The organism is Aquibium pacificum (genome assembly GCF_040839445.1).
Lineage (GTDB): Bacteria > Pseudomonadota > Alphaproteobacteria > Rhizobiales > Rhizobiaceae > Aquibium > Aquibium pacificus.
This window is the reverse complement of sequence record NZ_JBDPGJ010000008.1, coordinates 200,579-216,037: the sequence shown is the minus strand read 5'-3', so window position 1 is coordinate 216,037 and position 15,459 is coordinate 200,579. Positions and strand designations below refer to the sequence as shown.

Sequence of the window (15,459 nt, the reverse complement as noted above, 5' to 3'; positions counted from 1 at the left end):
TGCGAACCTGCGCCGGTCACGTCCAAGTGACGTTGCCGGCGCGGAAACTTCATAAACAGCGCGTGGTTACGTCTATGCCCAATATGCCGAAAACTTTCAAGCAAGCGGATTTCCAGCGAGCCATACGCGCGGCAAGGGCCTGCGATCTGCCCATCCTTCGGAGTGAAATCACGAACGATGGTCGGATCGTCCTCGTGCATTTCGATACCACGGCGCCGTCTACGATCCCGGCAAATGACGATACGCCAGCCAACGAATGGGACGAATACTTCGATGCCACCGAGAAAAAATAAGCCGAAGTACGTCAAAGGCCCGTACATCGACTCCCGCGGGGTGTTGCGGGCTCAGTTTCGTCGGCCGGGATATTTAATGCATGGCGTGAACTTGCCCCTTCCGGTGTGGTCGGAGCAGTTCATGGAAGTCTATACGAAGGCCATATCGGGCGAACGGCAGATCGTCGAGATTGGTAGGAGCAGGACCATCCCCGGCAGCTTCTCCGATCTGATCGTAAAGTACTATCAGACGCCGGAGTTCAACAATCTCGCGCCGATAACGCAGCGTACTTATCGCAACGACATTGAGCGCTTCAGGGCCCAGCACGGTGACAAGCCCGTCGCGGGACTGACGACAGACCACATCGAGAAGCTGATCGCTGAGAAGGCTGATCGGCCTGCAGCAGCGAACCGCTTGCGCAAGACGCTCAAGATCCTGATGAGCTTTGCTGTAAAGAAGAGGTTCCGCGCTGATAATCCGACGGTTGGCATCAAAAAGCTGCGGGACCGCTCTACGGGTTTCCGCACATGGACCGAGGACGAGATCGCAATATACTACACGAAGCATCCGAAAGGAACTCGGGCGCGGCTTGCAATGGATCTGCTGCTGCTCACAGCTCAACGGCGATCGGATATCGTTCGCATGGGTTGGCAGCATGTGCGCGGCGGGTTCCTGACGATCCGGCAGTCCAAGACCGGAACAGAGGTCGCGATTCCCGTGGTAGGTCGCTTTGCTGAGGTGCTCGGTGCACTCAAGCGCGAAAACCTGGCGTTCCTGATGACGGCACAAGGGAAGCCCTTCACGGAGGCCGGTTTCACCAACTGGTTCCACGATATGGTAAAGGGCGCCGGCTTACCGACAGGCTTGTCGCCCCATGGGCTGCGCAAGGCCGCCTGTGTTCGTCTCGCTGACGCGGGACGAAGCGCGACCGACATCATGTCCATCAGCGGCCACAGAAACCTGGCTGAGGTGCAGACATATGTCGAAGCTGCGAACCGAAAGACGGCTGCTCACTCCGCCATGGAATCGATTGCACACTTAATCCCAGAAGACGAAAAGGGAACAAAAACTGTCTAACAACCCAAGTCCGTTAGACAAAATCACTCACAAGTCATTGAAACCATTAGGCCGAAACGGCCGGATGGTACGCCCAAGGGGAATCGAACCCCTGTTTCCGCCGTGAAAGGGCGGCGTCCTAGACCGCTAGACGATGGGCGCATGGCAGAACGTGCGGCCTTATAGTCAGCTTCCCGCAGAGGGGCAACCCGCAACGCCGCGCGCGCGAGAATTTTTATCCGCGCCGCCGGCAGCGCCAGTTCCAGTCGCGCTCGGGCCCGACGTCGACGTGGACCGAGTTGGTGTGGCAATAGGTTCCGACGCCGCCGCGCCCGGGCATGGATCGGACGAACTTGGCCAGTTCCCACTTGCTGACGCCCGGCACCTGCACGTCGGCGGCGGCGCAGTACATGTGCAGCGAGTTCTTCGCGCCGCGCGCGCGCCGGTTGCGCTCCGGGCTGCGATAGCCCGACGTGACGATCATGCGCTTGCCGAAATGCTGCTCGACGGACTTGAGCACCCGCACGAGCGAGGGCTTCAGGCAACCGACGTCCACGCCCTCCGTCTGCTTGATCAGGCCGTTGGGCGCGAGCCGCGCCAGGCCGGCGGCCGACGCGATCTGGATCGGGCCGTCCTCCTCGTGCAGGTCGATGTCGGAGATATCGTCCATGCCGGACTTGCGGGTGATCTCGAAGAGCGAGTCCTGACGGACGCCGGGCAGCGCATCGCCGGAAAACACCGGTCGGGCCGCCTCGGCCGTGCCGCCCGTGGAGGCCAGGGAGATTATCGGCTTCTCGGTCGCGAGGGGCTTCTTTGCTTCGGCAGTCGGGCGCTGCTTCAGCTCGACGATGGGACTGGGTGTCTCCGCGGCCGCGGGCTGGCTGGCGAAGAGCGAGTTGAAGAAGCCGCGCTTCTTTTCCTGCGGCGCGGGGGAGGGGCCGGGACCGTTCTCGATGAATGCCGTGGGCTTTATCTCGGCCGCCGCTGCGGAGGCTTCCGGCTGGGCGGCGCCGGCCACGGGTTCGGGCGCCGGCACGGCGGCCAGGGCAACCTCGACCGGCTTCTCGTCGGCCGCCGGAGCCGTTCCCGCCGCAACGGACTGGTCGCCGGGCTTCCGTTCGGGGAGCGACGCGACCTGGTCGGGCAGGGGTTGTGCCTCCGCATCGGCCTGCGGGTCCGAATCGCCTTGCGCGATCTGCGGGCTGCCCGATGCGCCCCCTTCGGGCGCTTCGCCGGCCGCTGCGTTCGCGGAGAGCTCTGCTTCGGCCTGGGTGAGCACCCCGGCGAGCGAGGGCGTTCCGCCGGCATATCCCGGCGCGGCGACTTCAAGGTTTGGGCCGGACGTGACCGTGCAGGATGCCAGGAGGGTCGCACCCAGCACGCATGAGGCTGTCCGAAGCTTCGCGCCCGCAAGAAGCGTTGCGACTGATCTCAAGCTTGACCCCCTTGGCGCTTCCGGCGGAAGCGTCCTGCACCCCGAAATCCGGGAAGAAAGAATTCAGCCGGGCCTTCGAATCGAGGTCCTGGCCGCCGCGAACCGGCCTCCGTCAATCAAGGAAATATTAACGGAGAGTTGCAGAAACGACGCACGATACATACAGGCAGAATGTGCGGGATGGCACCACCGTCCAAATCACAGACAGTTACATCTCATTACAAATCAGACGCGAACTGCCACGTAGGTGCCGGGCGCCTCGGCGAGGACGGGCATGCCGCGCGCGCCCGGCTTGCGGGCCGGGACGCGGGTGTCGTCCTGCTTGGCGATCCATTCCTGCCAATAAGGCCACCACGAACCCGGGTTTTCCTTTGCGGTCGCGACCCAGCCGTCGAAATCGCCGCCCGGCTTGCCGCCGGTCCAGTACTGGTATTTCTTCATCGCCGGCGGATTGACCACGCCGGCGATATGTCCCGAGCCGGCCATGACATACTCGACGTCGCCGCCGAAGAAGGAACAGCCGGCGAAGACCGAGCGCGCGGGGGCGATGTGATCCTCGCGCGCGGCGAGATTGAAGACGGGAATGGTGATGTCGTGCAACGCCACCTTCTTGCCGGCCAGCATCATGGTTCCCTGCGAGAGTGCGTTGTTCATGTAGCAGTTGCGCAGGTAGAAGGAGTGGTTCGCCGCCGCCATGCGGGTCGAATCGGCGTTCCAGTAGAGCAGGTCGAACGGCATTGGATCCTTCCCGCGCATGTAGTTGCTGACCACGTAGGGCCAGATGAGGTCTCCGGCGCGTAGCATGTTGAAGGCCGTCGCCATGCGCGTACCGTCGAGATACCCTTTCTCCTTCATCGCCCGTTCCACCGCCGCGACCTGCTCCTCGTCGACGAAGACCTTGAGATCGCCGGCATGGGTAAAGTCCACCTGGGTGGTGAAGAAGGTCGCCGAGCGGATGCGGTCGTCGCCCTCCTTCGCCATGAGCGCTAGAGCGGCGGCCAGGAGCGTGCCGCCGACGCAATAGCCGATCGCGTTGACCTCCCGCTCGCCGGTCGCCTTCTCGATCGTCTCGAGCGCGAAGTTGAGGCCCTCGTCGATATAGGCCTCCCAGTCCTTGAAGCCGTGCCGCTCGTCCGGATTGACCCAGGAAATGACGAAGACGGTGTGTCCCTGTTCCACCGCCCAGGCGATGAACGACTTTTGCGGGTTCAGGTCGAGGATGTAGTACTTGTTGATCCACGGCGGGCAGATGAGCAGCGGCCGCTTCAGCACCTTCTTGGTCGTCGGGTCGTACTGGATAATTTCCGCGAGGTCGCTGCGGGCAATCACCTTGCCCGGCGTCGTCGCGATGTTCTTGCCGACCGCGAACTTGGTGTAGTCGGCCTGGCGCAGCTTCAGTTCGCCCTTGCCGGCAGCGATGTCCTCGGCCAGCATCTGCATGCCCTTGACCAGGTTCTCGCCATGGCTGGAAACCGTCTCGCGGAAGAGTTCCGGATTGGTGAGGATGAAATTCGACGGCGAGATCGCCTGCGAGACCTGCCTGACGTAGAAATTCGCCTTGTGGCGCGTGTGCTCGTCGAGCCCTTCCGCGTTCTGCACCAGGTCGTTCGCCCAGCGGGTGGTCACGATGTACACCTGCTTCAGGAAGTCGAAGAACGCATGCGTGCTCCAGTCCGGGTCCTGGAAGCGCTTGTCGCCCTTTTCCGGCTCCGCCGGGGAAGGAACCTCCTCTCCGCTCAGCTTTCTGACGGCATTGGCCCAGATGGTCATATAGCTTGAGAACAGCTTCGTCTGGGCCTCCAGAGCGCGGGAGGGATCGGAGAGCCAATACTCGCTGACCTTGGAAAACGTCTTGACCATGTCGGCCATCGGCTCGGCCATGCTGTCACGCACCTCGCCGCGTTCGCGCGGCGTGACCCAGGCTGAGGCTGCCTTTCCCGCGTTCTCGATCATGCGTGCCAGATTTCGGGCGAAGAGTTCGGGATCCTTGATCAAGTACTGGTCGGCCGAAGAGGGCTGGCGCGACGAATCCTTCTTGTCCTCAGGACGGGTCATTTCGGTTGCATCTCCTCCGGGCAGGCGCTTTCTTGACACAATATCATGTGACGACCATACGGGTCCAACTCCCCGGGGGCCGCCGGACTCCGGCTTCCCTAAGGTATGGTCGGGAAGACAATATGTCCCTTAGCCGTCCTCGATATCGTTTTTGCCTGCCCCGCAGCGGTCGTATCGTCGCATCCGGCGCGCTTCTGGCCGGTTCGATCCTGCTTCCGGGCTGCGCGAGCGTTTCCATTGAGGAGGCCGTTCCGGCAGCAGCGCTGGCATCCAACGATCCGGCAACGGCGCAGCCCGCCGCCCTTCTGCCAGCCCCTGCCACGCCTTCTTCGCTGGCCGATGCGACTTCGGTCGAACCTGCAGCCGGTGATCCGGTCGCGGCGGAGGCGGTGACGGAGCAGCCGCCCCCGGCAGCGACCGGGTCGGGCCTTGTGGGGGTCGGCCCCTCCGCTCCGGCGAGCACCGGCCAGTATCCCAATCTCAACATCCCGCGGCGCAGCGCCGCCGAACAGCTTGCGAGAAGCGAGACCAGGGAGGCCGAGCGCGACCTGAAGTCGGCCGCGCGCGGGCAGGGCAAGGATCTGGAACGCACCACGGTGGAGAAGAAGGATATGGATGACCTGCGAAAGCTGGGAGCCACCCACGGTGCGAAGGCCCTGAAGGAGATCGAGGGCGAGTGACGCTATCGACCCTCTCTGCGAATGAGTGTATATCGCCGCGAATTTCCGCCCCCTGACCCCGCCGGAACCGCCATGGAAGAATTCCACAAGACCCGCAGGCTGCCGCCCTACGTCTTCGAGCAGGTCAACCGTCTGAAGGCCACTGCCCGATCGCAGGGGGCCGACATCATCGATCTCGGCATGGGCAATCCCGATCTTCCGACGCCGAAGTCGATCGTGGACAAGCTCTGCGACGTCGTGCGCGACCCGCGCACCCACCGCTATTCGTCCTCGCGCGGCATCCCGGGACTCCGGCGCGCGCAGGCGAACTACTATGCGCGGCGATTCGGCGTGAAGCTCGATCCCGAGCGTCAGGTTGTGGCGACGCTGGGCTCCAAGGAAGGCTTTGCCAACATGGCGCAGGCGATCACCGCGCCCGGCGACGTCGTGCTCTGTCCCAACCCGACCTATCCGATCCACGCCTTCGGCTTCATCATGTCGGGCGGCGTGATCCGCTCGATCCAGGCTCAGCCGGACGACAGTTTCATTCCGGCGATAGAGCGGGCCGTGCGGCATTCGATTCCCAAGCCGATCGCACTCATCCTGAACTATCCGTCCAATCCGACCGCGCATGTCGCAACCCTCGACTTCTACAAGGACGTCGTTGCCTATGCGCGGCGGAACGACATCATCATCCTGTCCGATCTCGCCTATGCCGAGATATTCTTCGACGGCAATCCGCCGCCCTCGGTGCTGCAGGTGCCAGGCGCCATAGACGTGGCGGTGGAGTTCACCTCCATGTCGAAGACGTTTTCCATGCCCGGCTGGCGGATGGGCTTCGCTGTCGGCAACGAGCGTCTGATTGCCGCTCTGACGCGGGTGAAATCCTACCTCGACTACGGCGCCTTCACGCCGATCCAGGTGGCGGCGACGTCGGCGCTGAACAGTGACGGGACCGAGATCGAGGACGTGCGCGAGGTCTACCGCAAGCGCCGAGACGTGATGGTCGACACCTTCGGGCGTGCCGGCTGGGAGATCCCGGCCCCGGCTGCGACAATGTTCGCCTGGGCGCCCATCCCGCACCCTTTCAAGGCCATCGGCTCGCTGGAGTTCTCAAAACTCCTGGTCGAGAAGGCGGACGTTGCGGTGGCGCCGGGCATCGGCTTCGGCGAGCATGGCGACGATTTCGTACGCCTCGCGCTGGTTGAGAACGAGCACCGAATCCGCCAGGCGGCGCGCAACATCAAGCGCTTCCTGTCCACCGCGAGCCAGACGCTCGACAACGTCATTCCGCTCAGCGCGCATCGCTGAGCCGTCGAAATTTCCATCAGCGTTCAGGAGGGGTCCGGAACCATGGGCGAAGCATTGCGTGTGGGGATCGCCGGCCTCGGGACGGTCGGCGCCTCGGTCGTGCGGATACTGGCGGAAAAATCCGCCGAACTCACGCGCCAGTGCGGCCGCACGATTTCGGTGACGGCCGTATCGGCCCGCGATCGCAACAAGGATCGGGGCGTATCGCTGGAAGGCATCGCGTGGTTCGACGACCCGGTGGAGCTTGCCCGCAAGGGCGACATCGACGTCCTCGTCGAACTGATCGGTGGCGAGGAAGGGGCTGCGAAGGCGAGCGTGAAGGCCGCGCTGGAAGCCGGCCGTCACGTCGTGACCGCCAACAAGGCGCTGCTCGCCGCCCAGGGGCTCTCACTCGCCGAGATAGCCGAGAAGAAGGGCGTGCTCCTAAACTACGAGGCAGCGGTGGCCGGCGGCATCCCCGTCATCAAGACGATGCGCGAGGCGCTGGCCGGCAACGCGATCACCCGCGTGTTCGGCATCCTCAACGGCACCTGCAACTACATCCTGACCCGCATGGAGCAGGAAGGCATTTCCTTCGCCGATTGCCTGGCCGACGCACAGCGGCTGGGCTACGCGGAAGCCGACCCGACCTTCGACATCGAAGGTCACGATACGGCCCACAAGCTGTCGATCCTGACCAGCCTCGCGTTCGGCACCAGGATCGCGCCGTCGGCGATCTACATGGAAGGTATTTCAAACATCACGCAGGCCGACATCCGCGCCGCCGGGGAACTCGGCTACCGGATCAAACTGCTGGGTGTCGCGCAGAAGACCGACAGCGGCATCGAGCAGCGCGTCCATCCCACCATGGTACCGACCGCCTCGGTGATCGCCCAGGTCCATGGCGTGACCAACGCGGTGGCGATCGAGACCGATATCCTGGGCGAACTCCTGCTGTCCGGGCCGGGCGCGGGCGGCAACGCGACGGCGTCGGCGGTCATCGGCGACATCGCCGACATCGCCAAAAGCCGGCCGGGCTTCCAGCACGGTCCAGTCTTCGGCCGTCCAGCGAAGGAACTCGCGCCCTATCGGAAGGCGCGCATGCGCGCCCACGCAGGCGGCTACTTCATCCGCCTGACCGTCCACGACAGGACGGGCGTGTTCGCCGCCATCGCCAAGCGCATGGCCGAAAACGACATCTCGCTGGAATCGATCGTGCAGCACGCGACCGGCGAGGATTCCGCGGACCGCAAGACCGTCATCCTGGTGACGCACGAGACGACGGAAGCGGCCGTCCGCAAGGCGGTCGAGGGCATGGAAAAGGACAAGCACCTGCTCGACAAGCCGCAAGTGATCCGCATCGAGCGGGCGGCCTGACCCCTCGGCCCCGGGACCGCTCGCGAGCCTCGCGTAGCTTCGACCGGCTGACCGGCAGTTCCGCGCCGGCGGCAGGCGGGGCTGTAGCCGAGGCGGACGGTCGCGCGTTGAACCGGCACAGCCTTCTGCCCGCCCGCGCATTCAATCGATTGATCTTGGAAGCATTGGAGATATCCGCCTGTCAGCCACTTGCCGGGTCCGGGCGGCTTTGACAAAAGGAGACGCCGCACAATCATTGTCCTTGCAGGAACCTCCATGTTGAAAAGCGCTTCGGCCGGTCTCGACCGCATCCTGACCCTCGAACTCGTCCGCGTCACCGAACGCGCCGCCGTGGCCGCCGCGAGGCTTCGCGGGAGAGGCGACGAGAAGGCGGCGGACCAGGTGGCGGTCGACGCCATGCGCTCCGAACTGAACCGTCTGCCGATCAAGGGCACCGTCGTCATCGGCGAGGGAGAGCGCGACGAGGCGCCGATGCTCTACATCGGCGAGGAGGTCGGCATCGGGGAGGGACCCGAGGTCGACATCGCGCTCGACCCGCTCGAAGGCACTACGATCTGCGCCAAGAACCTGCCCAACTCCCTGGCGGTGATCGCGATCGCCGAGAAGGGCAGCCTGCTCTATGCGCCCGACGTCTACATGGACAAGATTGCCATCGGCCCGGGCTATCCCGCCGGCGTCATCGACATCGACGCGCCGGCCATCGAGAACCTCGAGAACGTCGCCAGGGCCAAGGGCGTGAAGGTCAACGAGATCACCGCCTGCATCCTTGACCGGCCGCGCCACGCCCGCCTGATCGAGGAAGTGCGCGCCACGGGTGCCGCGATCCGCCTGATCGGCGACGGCGACGTGGCCGGCGTCATCCATACGACCGACCCGGACGAGACCGGCATCGACATCTACATCGGCATCGGCGGTGCTCCGGAGGGCGTGCTGGCTGCGGCGGCGCTGCGCTGCATCGGCGGCCAGATGCAGGGGCGCCTGCAATTGAATACGGACGAAAAGGTCGCCCGCGCCGCAAAGATGGGAATCTCCGATCCCAACAAGGTCTACCAGATGGATGAGATGGCGCGCGGCGACGTGCTCTTCGCCGCCACGGGCGTGACCGACGGAAATCTCCTGTCCGGCGTGAAATTCGCACGCGACTTCATCCAGACGCACACGATCGTGATGCGTTCGTCGTCGCTTACCGTTCGCGAGATCAAGGCCAAGCATCAGGACATGGACAAGTTCTGAAAACCGGTCGGCTTTGCAATCGGTCGTGCGGAATACCTATTCTCCGGGGCATGAACGCACGAATCGGGACGGGCGATGGCTGATCTGCGCCCCTTCCTCGACGTAAGACGATCCGCATCCGGGCTCTCCTGGGTCCACCGGCTTTCCGAGCGCGACGAGAACGTCGCGCTGGCGATCACGCAGAATCATGGCTTGCCTGACATCGTCGCGCGCGTGCTCGCCGGACGAGGCATCGATTCCGACGCCTGCCTCGGCTTCCTCGATCCGACGATCCGAGACCTCCTGCCCGACCCGGCTTCCCTGACCGACATGGACAAGGCGGCCGAGCGCCTGGCGCGGGCGGTCGAGCGGCGCGAACCGGTGGCGATCTTCGGCGACTACGATGTCGACGGCGCGGCCTCGTCGGCGCTGATGAAGTGCTTCCTCGGCCACTACGGTATCGAGGCAGAGATCTATATTCCCGATCGCATCTTCGAAGGCTACGGGCCGAATCCCGACGCGATGCGCGACCTCGCCGGCCGTGGCGCGACACTGATCGTGACCGTCGACTGCGGCACCAACAGCGGCCCCTCCATCGCCGCCGCGAACGCGGCCGGCGCGGACGTCGTGGTGCTCGACCATCACCAGGTGGGCGGCGCGCTTCCGGAAGCCGTGGCTGTCGTCAACCCCAACCGCGAGGACGATCTTTCCGGCCAGGGCCATCTCTGCGCGGCGGGCGTGGTGTTCCTGACGCTGGTGCAGACCGTGAAGATCCTGCGCCAACGCCTTGCGGCGACTCGTCCTCCAGACCTGCTGTCCATGCTCGACCTCGTCGCGCTGGCGACCGTCTGCGACGTCGTCCCGCTCGCCGGCGTCAACCGCGCCTTCGTCGTGAAAGGACTGATCGCGGCACGGCACATGCAGAACCCGGGACTCGCCGCCCTTCAGCGGGTCGCCCGCATCGGCGAACCGGTCAACACCTTCCACCTCGGTTTCCTGATCGGGCCGCGCATCAATGCGGGCGGGCGTATCGGCGACGCCGCATTGGGCGCGCGCCTGCTCGCGACCGACGATCCGGTGGAAGCGCGCGAGATCGCCGAGACGCTGGACAGGCTCAACCAAGAACGCCAGGCGCTGGAGCGCGCGATGCTGGAGGAGGCACGCGCCGAGGCAGACGCGGAACTCATTGCCGGCAAGGGTCCGGCGATTGTCGTCACCGCCTCGCAGAAGTGGCATCCCGGCATCGTCGGGCTGCTCGCTTCTCGGCTCAAGGATCACGCCCGACGCCCGGCCTTCGCCATCGCCTTCAACGCGAACGGCACGGGGACCGGGTCGGGCCGTTCCATTCCCGGCTTCGATCTCGGGCGCCTCGTGCGGGAGGCGGTGTCGCGCGGGCTGCTCGTGAAGGGCGGCGGCCATGCCATGGCGGCGGGGATCACGGTGGAGCGCGAGAAGCTCGGGGCGCTGCGTGCCTTCTTCGAGGAGATCGCGTCGGAAGATGTCTTCCGCCTGCGCGAGGAGGAGACGCTCAAGGTGGATGCGGCGCTGCTCGCCGAGGGCGCCAATCTCCAACTCCTGGAGATCATCGAGAAGGCCGGACCGTTCGGCGCTGGACACGCACAGCCGGTCTTCGTGTTGCCGCGGCACGAAATCGCCCGGGTGCAGCCCGTCGGCACCGGTCACCTGCGCGTCGATCTGAAGTCGGGAGGCGGCGGCCGCATCCAGGCCATGGCCTTCCGCTGTGCGGAGACGGACCTCGGCAACTTCCTGCTGAAGAGCCAGGGGCGCACGGTGCACGTCGCCGGGTCCATCTCGGCGAACTACTGGAACGGCGCCAAATCGGTGCAGTTCAGGCTGATCGACGCGGCATTGGCGGGGTGACGAGGCCGGCTCAGGCGAGAACGGTCTGCAACCGCTTCAACTCGTTCAGATTGGCGATCGTCGCCTCGTAGCCGAGCCGGATCGCCTCTTCGGCGCGGTGGAATTCGGTCAGGCCGATATGGCCGAGCTTCGGCTGCAACGACATGTCCGGCGGATCGCCGGCAAGGCGCGCGCGCGAGATGCGGTCTTGGATGATGTTGAAGGCTTCGACCATGACGCCGGTGATACCGATGCGCGTCTCGTGTTCGCGACCCTGCGAGGTGCGGGCATCCGGGCGGGGCGCATCCTTCTCGACCATCAGATCGCCTGCACTGTGCTTGATGACGGCAGCGCGGCCGAACAAGTCGTAGTGGAGGTTTACCGCCACGACGAGCGGCTGCTCGTAGGCGCGGCAGACCGAGACGGGGACCGGATTGACGAGCGCGCCGTCGACCAGCACGCGCTTGTTGGCCGTGACGGGCTCGAAGACCCCCGGAAGGGCATAGGAAGCGCGCATGGCGGTGATGAGGTTGCCGCTCGACAGCCAGATCTCGTGCCCGGTGCGGATTTCGGCGGCGACGCAGACGAACGGCTTCGGCAGATCCTCGAAGGTCAGCCCGTTCATGTGCTCCTTCATGCGGGCCGTCAGCCGCATGCCGCCGAACAGGCCGTTGCCACCGAAATGAAAATCAAGCAGACCGAAGACGCGGCGCTTGGTCAGGCCACGCGCGAATTCCTCCAGTTCGTCCAGCTTCCCGGCGAGATAGCAGCCGCCGACGAGCGCGCCGATCGAGGTTCCGGCAATCATGTCGATCTGGATGCCTGCCTCGTCCAGCGCGCGCAGCACGCCGATATGGGCCCAGCCGCGGGCGGCACCCCCACCGAGCGCGAGCGCGATCCCGGTCTTCTTCGCAGGCTCCGGCAGCGGAGGCGCGTCGACTGGCACGCTGCCGTGCCCCTCCCGCAACTCCTGCTTCGCGCGAAGTGATGCCCACTCGAGCATCTCTGTCTCCCTAGGTCCCAAGCCCGATGATGCCAGAGACACCTATCTATTTCATGAATATGTGACGGATTGCACGTTCGTGCACCTATTTCGACTTTCCATACACGGTCGCGGGATCGAAAACCGGCTCGCCGCCGTCATTCTCCAGCCTCGTCGCGCCATCGTCTTCCACCACTTTCCTGTAGAAGCAGGACCGCCGTCCCGTGTGGCAGGTTGCGTGGTCTCCTGCGACATCGACGCTGAGCCAGATCGCGTCCTGATCGCAGTCCGTCCGGAGTGTGACGACGTGCTGGAGGTTTCCCGATGTCTCGCCCTTTTTCCAGAGCGAATTGCGCGAGCGGGACCAGTAGTGCGCGATACCCGTGCGAAGCGTTAGCGCCAGCGCTTCGGCATTCATGTGCGCGACCATCAGGAGCATGCCGTCGCCCGCATCCGTCACGACGGCGGTGATCAGGCCGGCCGCGTCGAAGCGTGGCGAGAAGGCCGTGCCCTCTTCGAGCACGGCCTTCTCGGACGAGGGGGGAGAAAAGACGATGTCAGCCATGCCGGTTTCGGGTCGCAGCCGGTGCGGCCGCTCAGCCCCGTCCGCCCGTGCGAAGCAGTGACATGAACCGCACCTGTTCCTCCGGATTGTCGCGGAACGCACCGGTGAAGGTCGTCGTGAGCGTGGTGGCGCCCTGCTTGCGGATGCCGCGCATGGCCATGCACATGTGCTCGGCCTCGATGATCACCGCCACCCCGCGCGGATTGAGGACGTCCTGGATCGCGCCGGCAATTTGCGCGGTCATCGCTTCCTGTGTCTGCAGGCGCTGCGCAAAGATGTCGACGACGCGGGCCAGCTTCGACAGGCCGACGACTTTGCCGTCCGGCAGGTAGCCGATATGAGCCTTGCCGATGATCGGCACCATGTGGTGCTCGCAATGCGAATGGAAGGTGATGTCTTTCTCGATGACGAGGTCGTCGAAGCCCGCGACCTCCTCGAAGGTGCGGCCTAGCTCGTCGGCCGGGTCGCGGCCGTAGCCGGAGAACATCTCGGTATAAGCCTTGGCGACACGGTCGGGCGTTGCGAGCAGGCCCTCGCGCTCCGGATTCTCGCCGATCCACAATAGGAGGGTGCGAACGGCGGCCTCCACCTCCGCCCGCGACGGCCGCTCGACGTCGGGCAGGCTGGCGGCTCCGGCGATGTCTTCGAACTTCTTCACGATGGCGTCCATGAAAAGCGTCTCCCGTAGTTCCCCTCTTACGGAGGAACGAGTTGAACGGACCACAGCCTTTTCAGGGGAAACGGATTTCCGATGCTTGCCCGAAAACGGCGTCGACGATCCCGCTTCATGCCAGACGCGCATGCGTCTTGTCGCGTTGGGATCACGATCATTATATATTCGCTCGAGGTCCAATTGAAAGGTGGTCAGGGGGAACGGATTGTTTCCGATACCCGCGACCCGCGCAAAACCATGATCGACGACGTCTACAATGCGAAAATACTCGGCTTTGCGGGAAACATCCCCCGCATCGGCCGTCTGGAGAATCCGGACGCGACCGCGACCGCCCACTCGAAGCTCTGCGGCTCCACGGTCGTGGTGGACCTGAAGATGCAGGACGGCGTGGTGACCGACTTCGCCCACGACGTGAAGGCCTGCGCGCTGGGACAGGCGTCGTCCTCGATCATGGCCAGCCACGTGGTCGGCGCCAGCGCGGACGAGCTTCGCGGCGTGCGCGAGACGATGCGCAGGATGCTGAAGGAGAACGGCGCGCCGCCGGAAGGGCGCTTCGAGGACCTGAAATACCTGGAGCCGGTGCGCGACTACAAGGCGCGGCACGCCTCGACCATGCTGACCTTCGACGCCGTGGTGGACGCGATCGGCCAGATCGAGCGCAAGTCCGCCGAGGCAGCGGCCTGAGGAGCGGGAGCGATGCGACCCTCGGAAGCGCTGGCAAAACACCGCGACGAGGTCCTGGCGATCATCGCCAGATACCCGGTCACGAACCCGCGCATCTTCGGGTCGGTGGCGCGCGGAGAGGACGTCGAGGGAAGCGACATCGACATGGTTTTCGACGTCCACGGCTCATTCTCCTATTTCGACATGGCAAGAATGGCGCTCGAACTCGAGGAACTTCTTGGCTGTACCCTGGACATCGGCACGGCGCGCAGCCTCAAGCCTGACATAGCTGCTCGCGCTGCTCCGGACCTGCGGCCTCTTTGATGCCGCGGCAAAGCCGACCGGTCGCGTTTTGGCTGGAGCAGATCGTTTCTTTCTCCGAGAGATTGGATGGCCACGCGTCCGGTATCGAGCGACAGACGTTCACAACCGATCCGAAATCGATCGACGCTGTGAGTTGGTGCATTGCCTGCATAGGCGAAGCTTGCGGCAAGATCCTGGAGATCGACGGCGAAATGGATCGGCGCTTTCCATCTCTGCGTCTGACGGATGCCTACCTTGCCAGGAATCGATACGTCCACGGCTATTTCGATCTGGATGTGGAACAGGTCTGGGACACGGCCCTGAAATCGGTACCAGAATTGGCGGAGGCTGCGCGCAGCCTTTTGGCGGAAGGCAAGGCCCCGTGAGCCGATCCCGCAACTACACCGGCCCCTGGCCCCGCACGCCCGGTCGCCTTCTCGGCACCGGGCTGGTGCGGCTCTACCAGCTCACCCTGTCCGGCTTCATCGGAAACACGTGTCGGCACATGCCGACCTGCTCGGAATACGCCTACGAGGCAATCGCGCGACACGGGCTCTGGTCGGGCGGCTGGATGGGACTGTTTCGCGTCATGCGCTGCGGGCCGGGCGGCACCCATGGTATCGACAACGTGCCTGACCGGCTGGCACCCGACCTGCGCTGGTGGACGCCCTGGCGCTTCTGGCGGCTCTCCGCCCGGCATTCCCACGGATAACCGTCTCCGCGACCGTCAGCTCCACATCTTCCGCTTGTCCAACCCGGCGAGTGCTGGCAGTCTAACCAATGTTAAACAGCACAGGAGGGGGTGCCGGCATGGCCCACAAGTTCGAAATCTGGAAGGACAAGAAGGGCGAGTTTCGCGTTCGCTTCAAATACAACAGTGAGGTGATGTTCTCGACCGAGGGATACAGCTCGAAGGCGAGTGCCCAGAACGCGATCGACTCGATCAAGAAGAATGGGCCAGACGCGCCCGTCGAGGACAACACCAGCGCCGCATAGGCGCCGAATCCTCCGATCCCCATGCCTGCCCCGGCAGGGGCATCGATGCGGCGGTCATGC

The 15,459-nt window shown here is 64.6% G+C and carries 16 protein-coding genes and 1 tRNA gene; 11 read left to right on the top strand and 6 right to left on the bottom strand.

From position 1 onward, the window contains the following. The first annotated feature begins 414 nt into the window (after window positions 1-414). A complete protein-coding gene (locus tag ABGN05_RS27245; protein WP_367957176.1) occupies window positions 415-1,350 on the top strand; it encodes a tyrosine-type recombinase/integrase in 936 nt (311 codons plus the stop codon). A gap of 65 nt (window positions 1,351-1,415) precedes the next feature. Here the strand turns inward: ABGN05_RS27245 and ABGN05_RS27240 are convergent. From ABGN05_RS27240 to ABGN05_RS27230, 3 genes are all read right to left on the bottom strand, one after another. Beyond that, a tRNA-Glu gene (locus ABGN05_RS27240) sits at window positions 1,416-1,491 on the bottom strand. A 73-nt stretch (window positions 1,492-1,564) separates the two neighbouring features. Beyond that, the gene (locus ABGN05_RS27235) at window positions 1,565-2,710 is read right to left on the bottom strand and encodes a D-Ala-D-Ala carboxypeptidase family metallohydrolase (protein WP_367957175.1); all 1,146 of its coding nucleotides are present in this window, start codon (window positions 2,708-2,710) and stop codon (window positions 1,565-1,567) included. 279 nt (window positions 2,711-2,989) lie between these two features. Next, entirely contained in the window at window positions 2,990-4,819 is a 1,830-nt protein-coding gene (locus ABGN05_RS27230; RefSeq protein WP_367957174.1) for a PHA/PHB synthase family protein, read from the bottom strand. Between the two features lie 122 nt (window positions 4,820-4,941). Here ABGN05_RS27230 and ABGN05_RS27225 point away from each other — a divergent pair, with 122 nt between their 5' ends. From ABGN05_RS27225 to recJ, 5 genes are all read left to right on the top strand, one after another. Continuing rightward, a complete protein-coding gene (locus ABGN05_RS27225; protein WP_367957173.1) occupies window positions 4,942-5,499 on the top strand; it encodes a hypothetical protein in 558 nt (185 codons plus the stop codon). A 72-nt stretch (window positions 5,500-5,571) separates the two neighbouring features. Beyond that, a complete protein-coding gene (locus ABGN05_RS27220; RefSeq protein WP_367957172.1) occupies window positions 5,572-6,789 on the top strand; it encodes an LL-diaminopimelate aminotransferase in 1,218 nt (405 codons plus the stop codon). A gap of 42 nt (window positions 6,790-6,831) precedes the next feature. Beyond that, window positions 6,832-8,145: a homoserine dehydrogenase gene (locus ABGN05_RS27215; protein ID WP_367957171.1), complete on the top strand. Its 1,314-nt coding sequence runs from the start codon at window positions 6,832-6,834 to the stop codon at window positions 8,143-8,145. A gap of 255 nt (window positions 8,146-8,400) precedes the next feature. Then, window positions 8,401-9,378, top strand: a complete 978-nt coding sequence (gene glpX, locus ABGN05_RS27210; RefSeq protein ID WP_367957170.1) for a class II fructose-bisphosphatase — start codon at window positions 8,401-8,403, stop codon at window positions 9,376-9,378. A 75-nt stretch (window positions 9,379-9,453) separates the two neighbouring features. Beyond that, entirely contained in the window at window positions 9,454-11,238 is a 1,785-nt protein-coding gene (gene recJ, locus ABGN05_RS27205) for a single-stranded-DNA-specific exonuclease RecJ (protein ID WP_367957169.1), read from the top strand. Window positions 11,239-11,248: 10 nt separating this feature from the next. Here the strand turns inward: recJ and ABGN05_RS27200 are convergent, their stop codons facing one another. The 3 genes from ABGN05_RS27200 to folE form a co-directional block, all read right to left on the bottom strand. Beyond that, on the bottom strand, window positions 11,249-12,220 hold the full coding sequence (locus ABGN05_RS27200) for a patatin family protein (protein WP_367957168.1): 972 nt from the start codon (window positions 12,218-12,220) through the stop codon (window positions 11,249-11,251). Window positions 12,221-12,305: 85 nt separating this feature from the next. Next, complete coding sequence (gene hisI / locus ABGN05_RS27195) at window positions 12,306-12,764, bottom strand: phosphoribosyl-AMP cyclohydrolase (RefSeq protein WP_367957167.1); 459 nt, start codon at window positions 12,762-12,764, stop codon at window positions 12,306-12,308. A 31-nt stretch (window positions 12,765-12,795) separates the two neighbouring features. Beyond that, the gene (folE, locus tag ABGN05_RS27190; protein ID WP_367957166.1) at window positions 12,796-13,434 is read right to left on the bottom strand and encodes a GTP cyclohydrolase I FolE; all 639 of its coding nucleotides are present in this window, start codon (window positions 13,432-13,434) and stop codon (window positions 12,796-12,798) included. Window positions 13,435-13,674: 240 nt separating this feature from the next. Between folE and ABGN05_RS27185 the strand changes: the two genes are divergently transcribed. From ABGN05_RS27185 to ABGN05_RS27165, 5 genes are all read left to right on the top strand, one after another. Beyond that, entirely contained in the window at window positions 13,675-14,121 is a 447-nt protein-coding gene (locus tag ABGN05_RS27185; protein ID WP_367957165.1) for an iron-sulfur cluster assembly scaffold protein, read from the top strand. A gap of 12 nt (window positions 14,122-14,133) precedes the next feature. Continuing rightward, window positions 14,134-14,424: a nucleotidyltransferase family protein gene (locus tag ABGN05_RS27180; RefSeq protein ID WP_367957164.1), complete on the top strand. Its 291-nt coding sequence runs from the start codon at window positions 14,134-14,136 to the stop codon at window positions 14,422-14,424. After that, window positions 14,424-14,789: a HepT-like ribonuclease domain-containing protein gene (locus ABGN05_RS27175; RefSeq protein WP_367957163.1), complete on the top strand. Its 366-nt coding sequence runs from the start codon at window positions 14,424-14,426 to the stop codon at window positions 14,787-14,789. The genes ABGN05_RS27180 and ABGN05_RS27175 overlap by 1 nt, the downstream gene beginning before the upstream one ends. Next, window positions 14,786-15,115, top strand: a complete 330-nt coding sequence (gene yidD / locus ABGN05_RS27170; protein ID WP_367957162.1) for a membrane protein insertion efficiency factor YidD — start codon at window positions 14,786-14,788, stop codon at window positions 15,113-15,115. Before ABGN05_RS27175 ends, yidD begins: the two co-directional genes overlap by 4 nt. A gap of 98 nt (window positions 15,116-15,213) precedes the next feature. After that, window positions 15,214-15,399 (top strand): YegP family protein, encoded by a 186-nt coding sequence (locus ABGN05_RS27165; protein WP_367957161.1) that lies wholly within the window; start codon window positions 15,214-15,216, stop codon window positions 15,397-15,399. The last annotated feature ends 60 nt before the right edge of the window (window positions 15,400-15,459 follow it).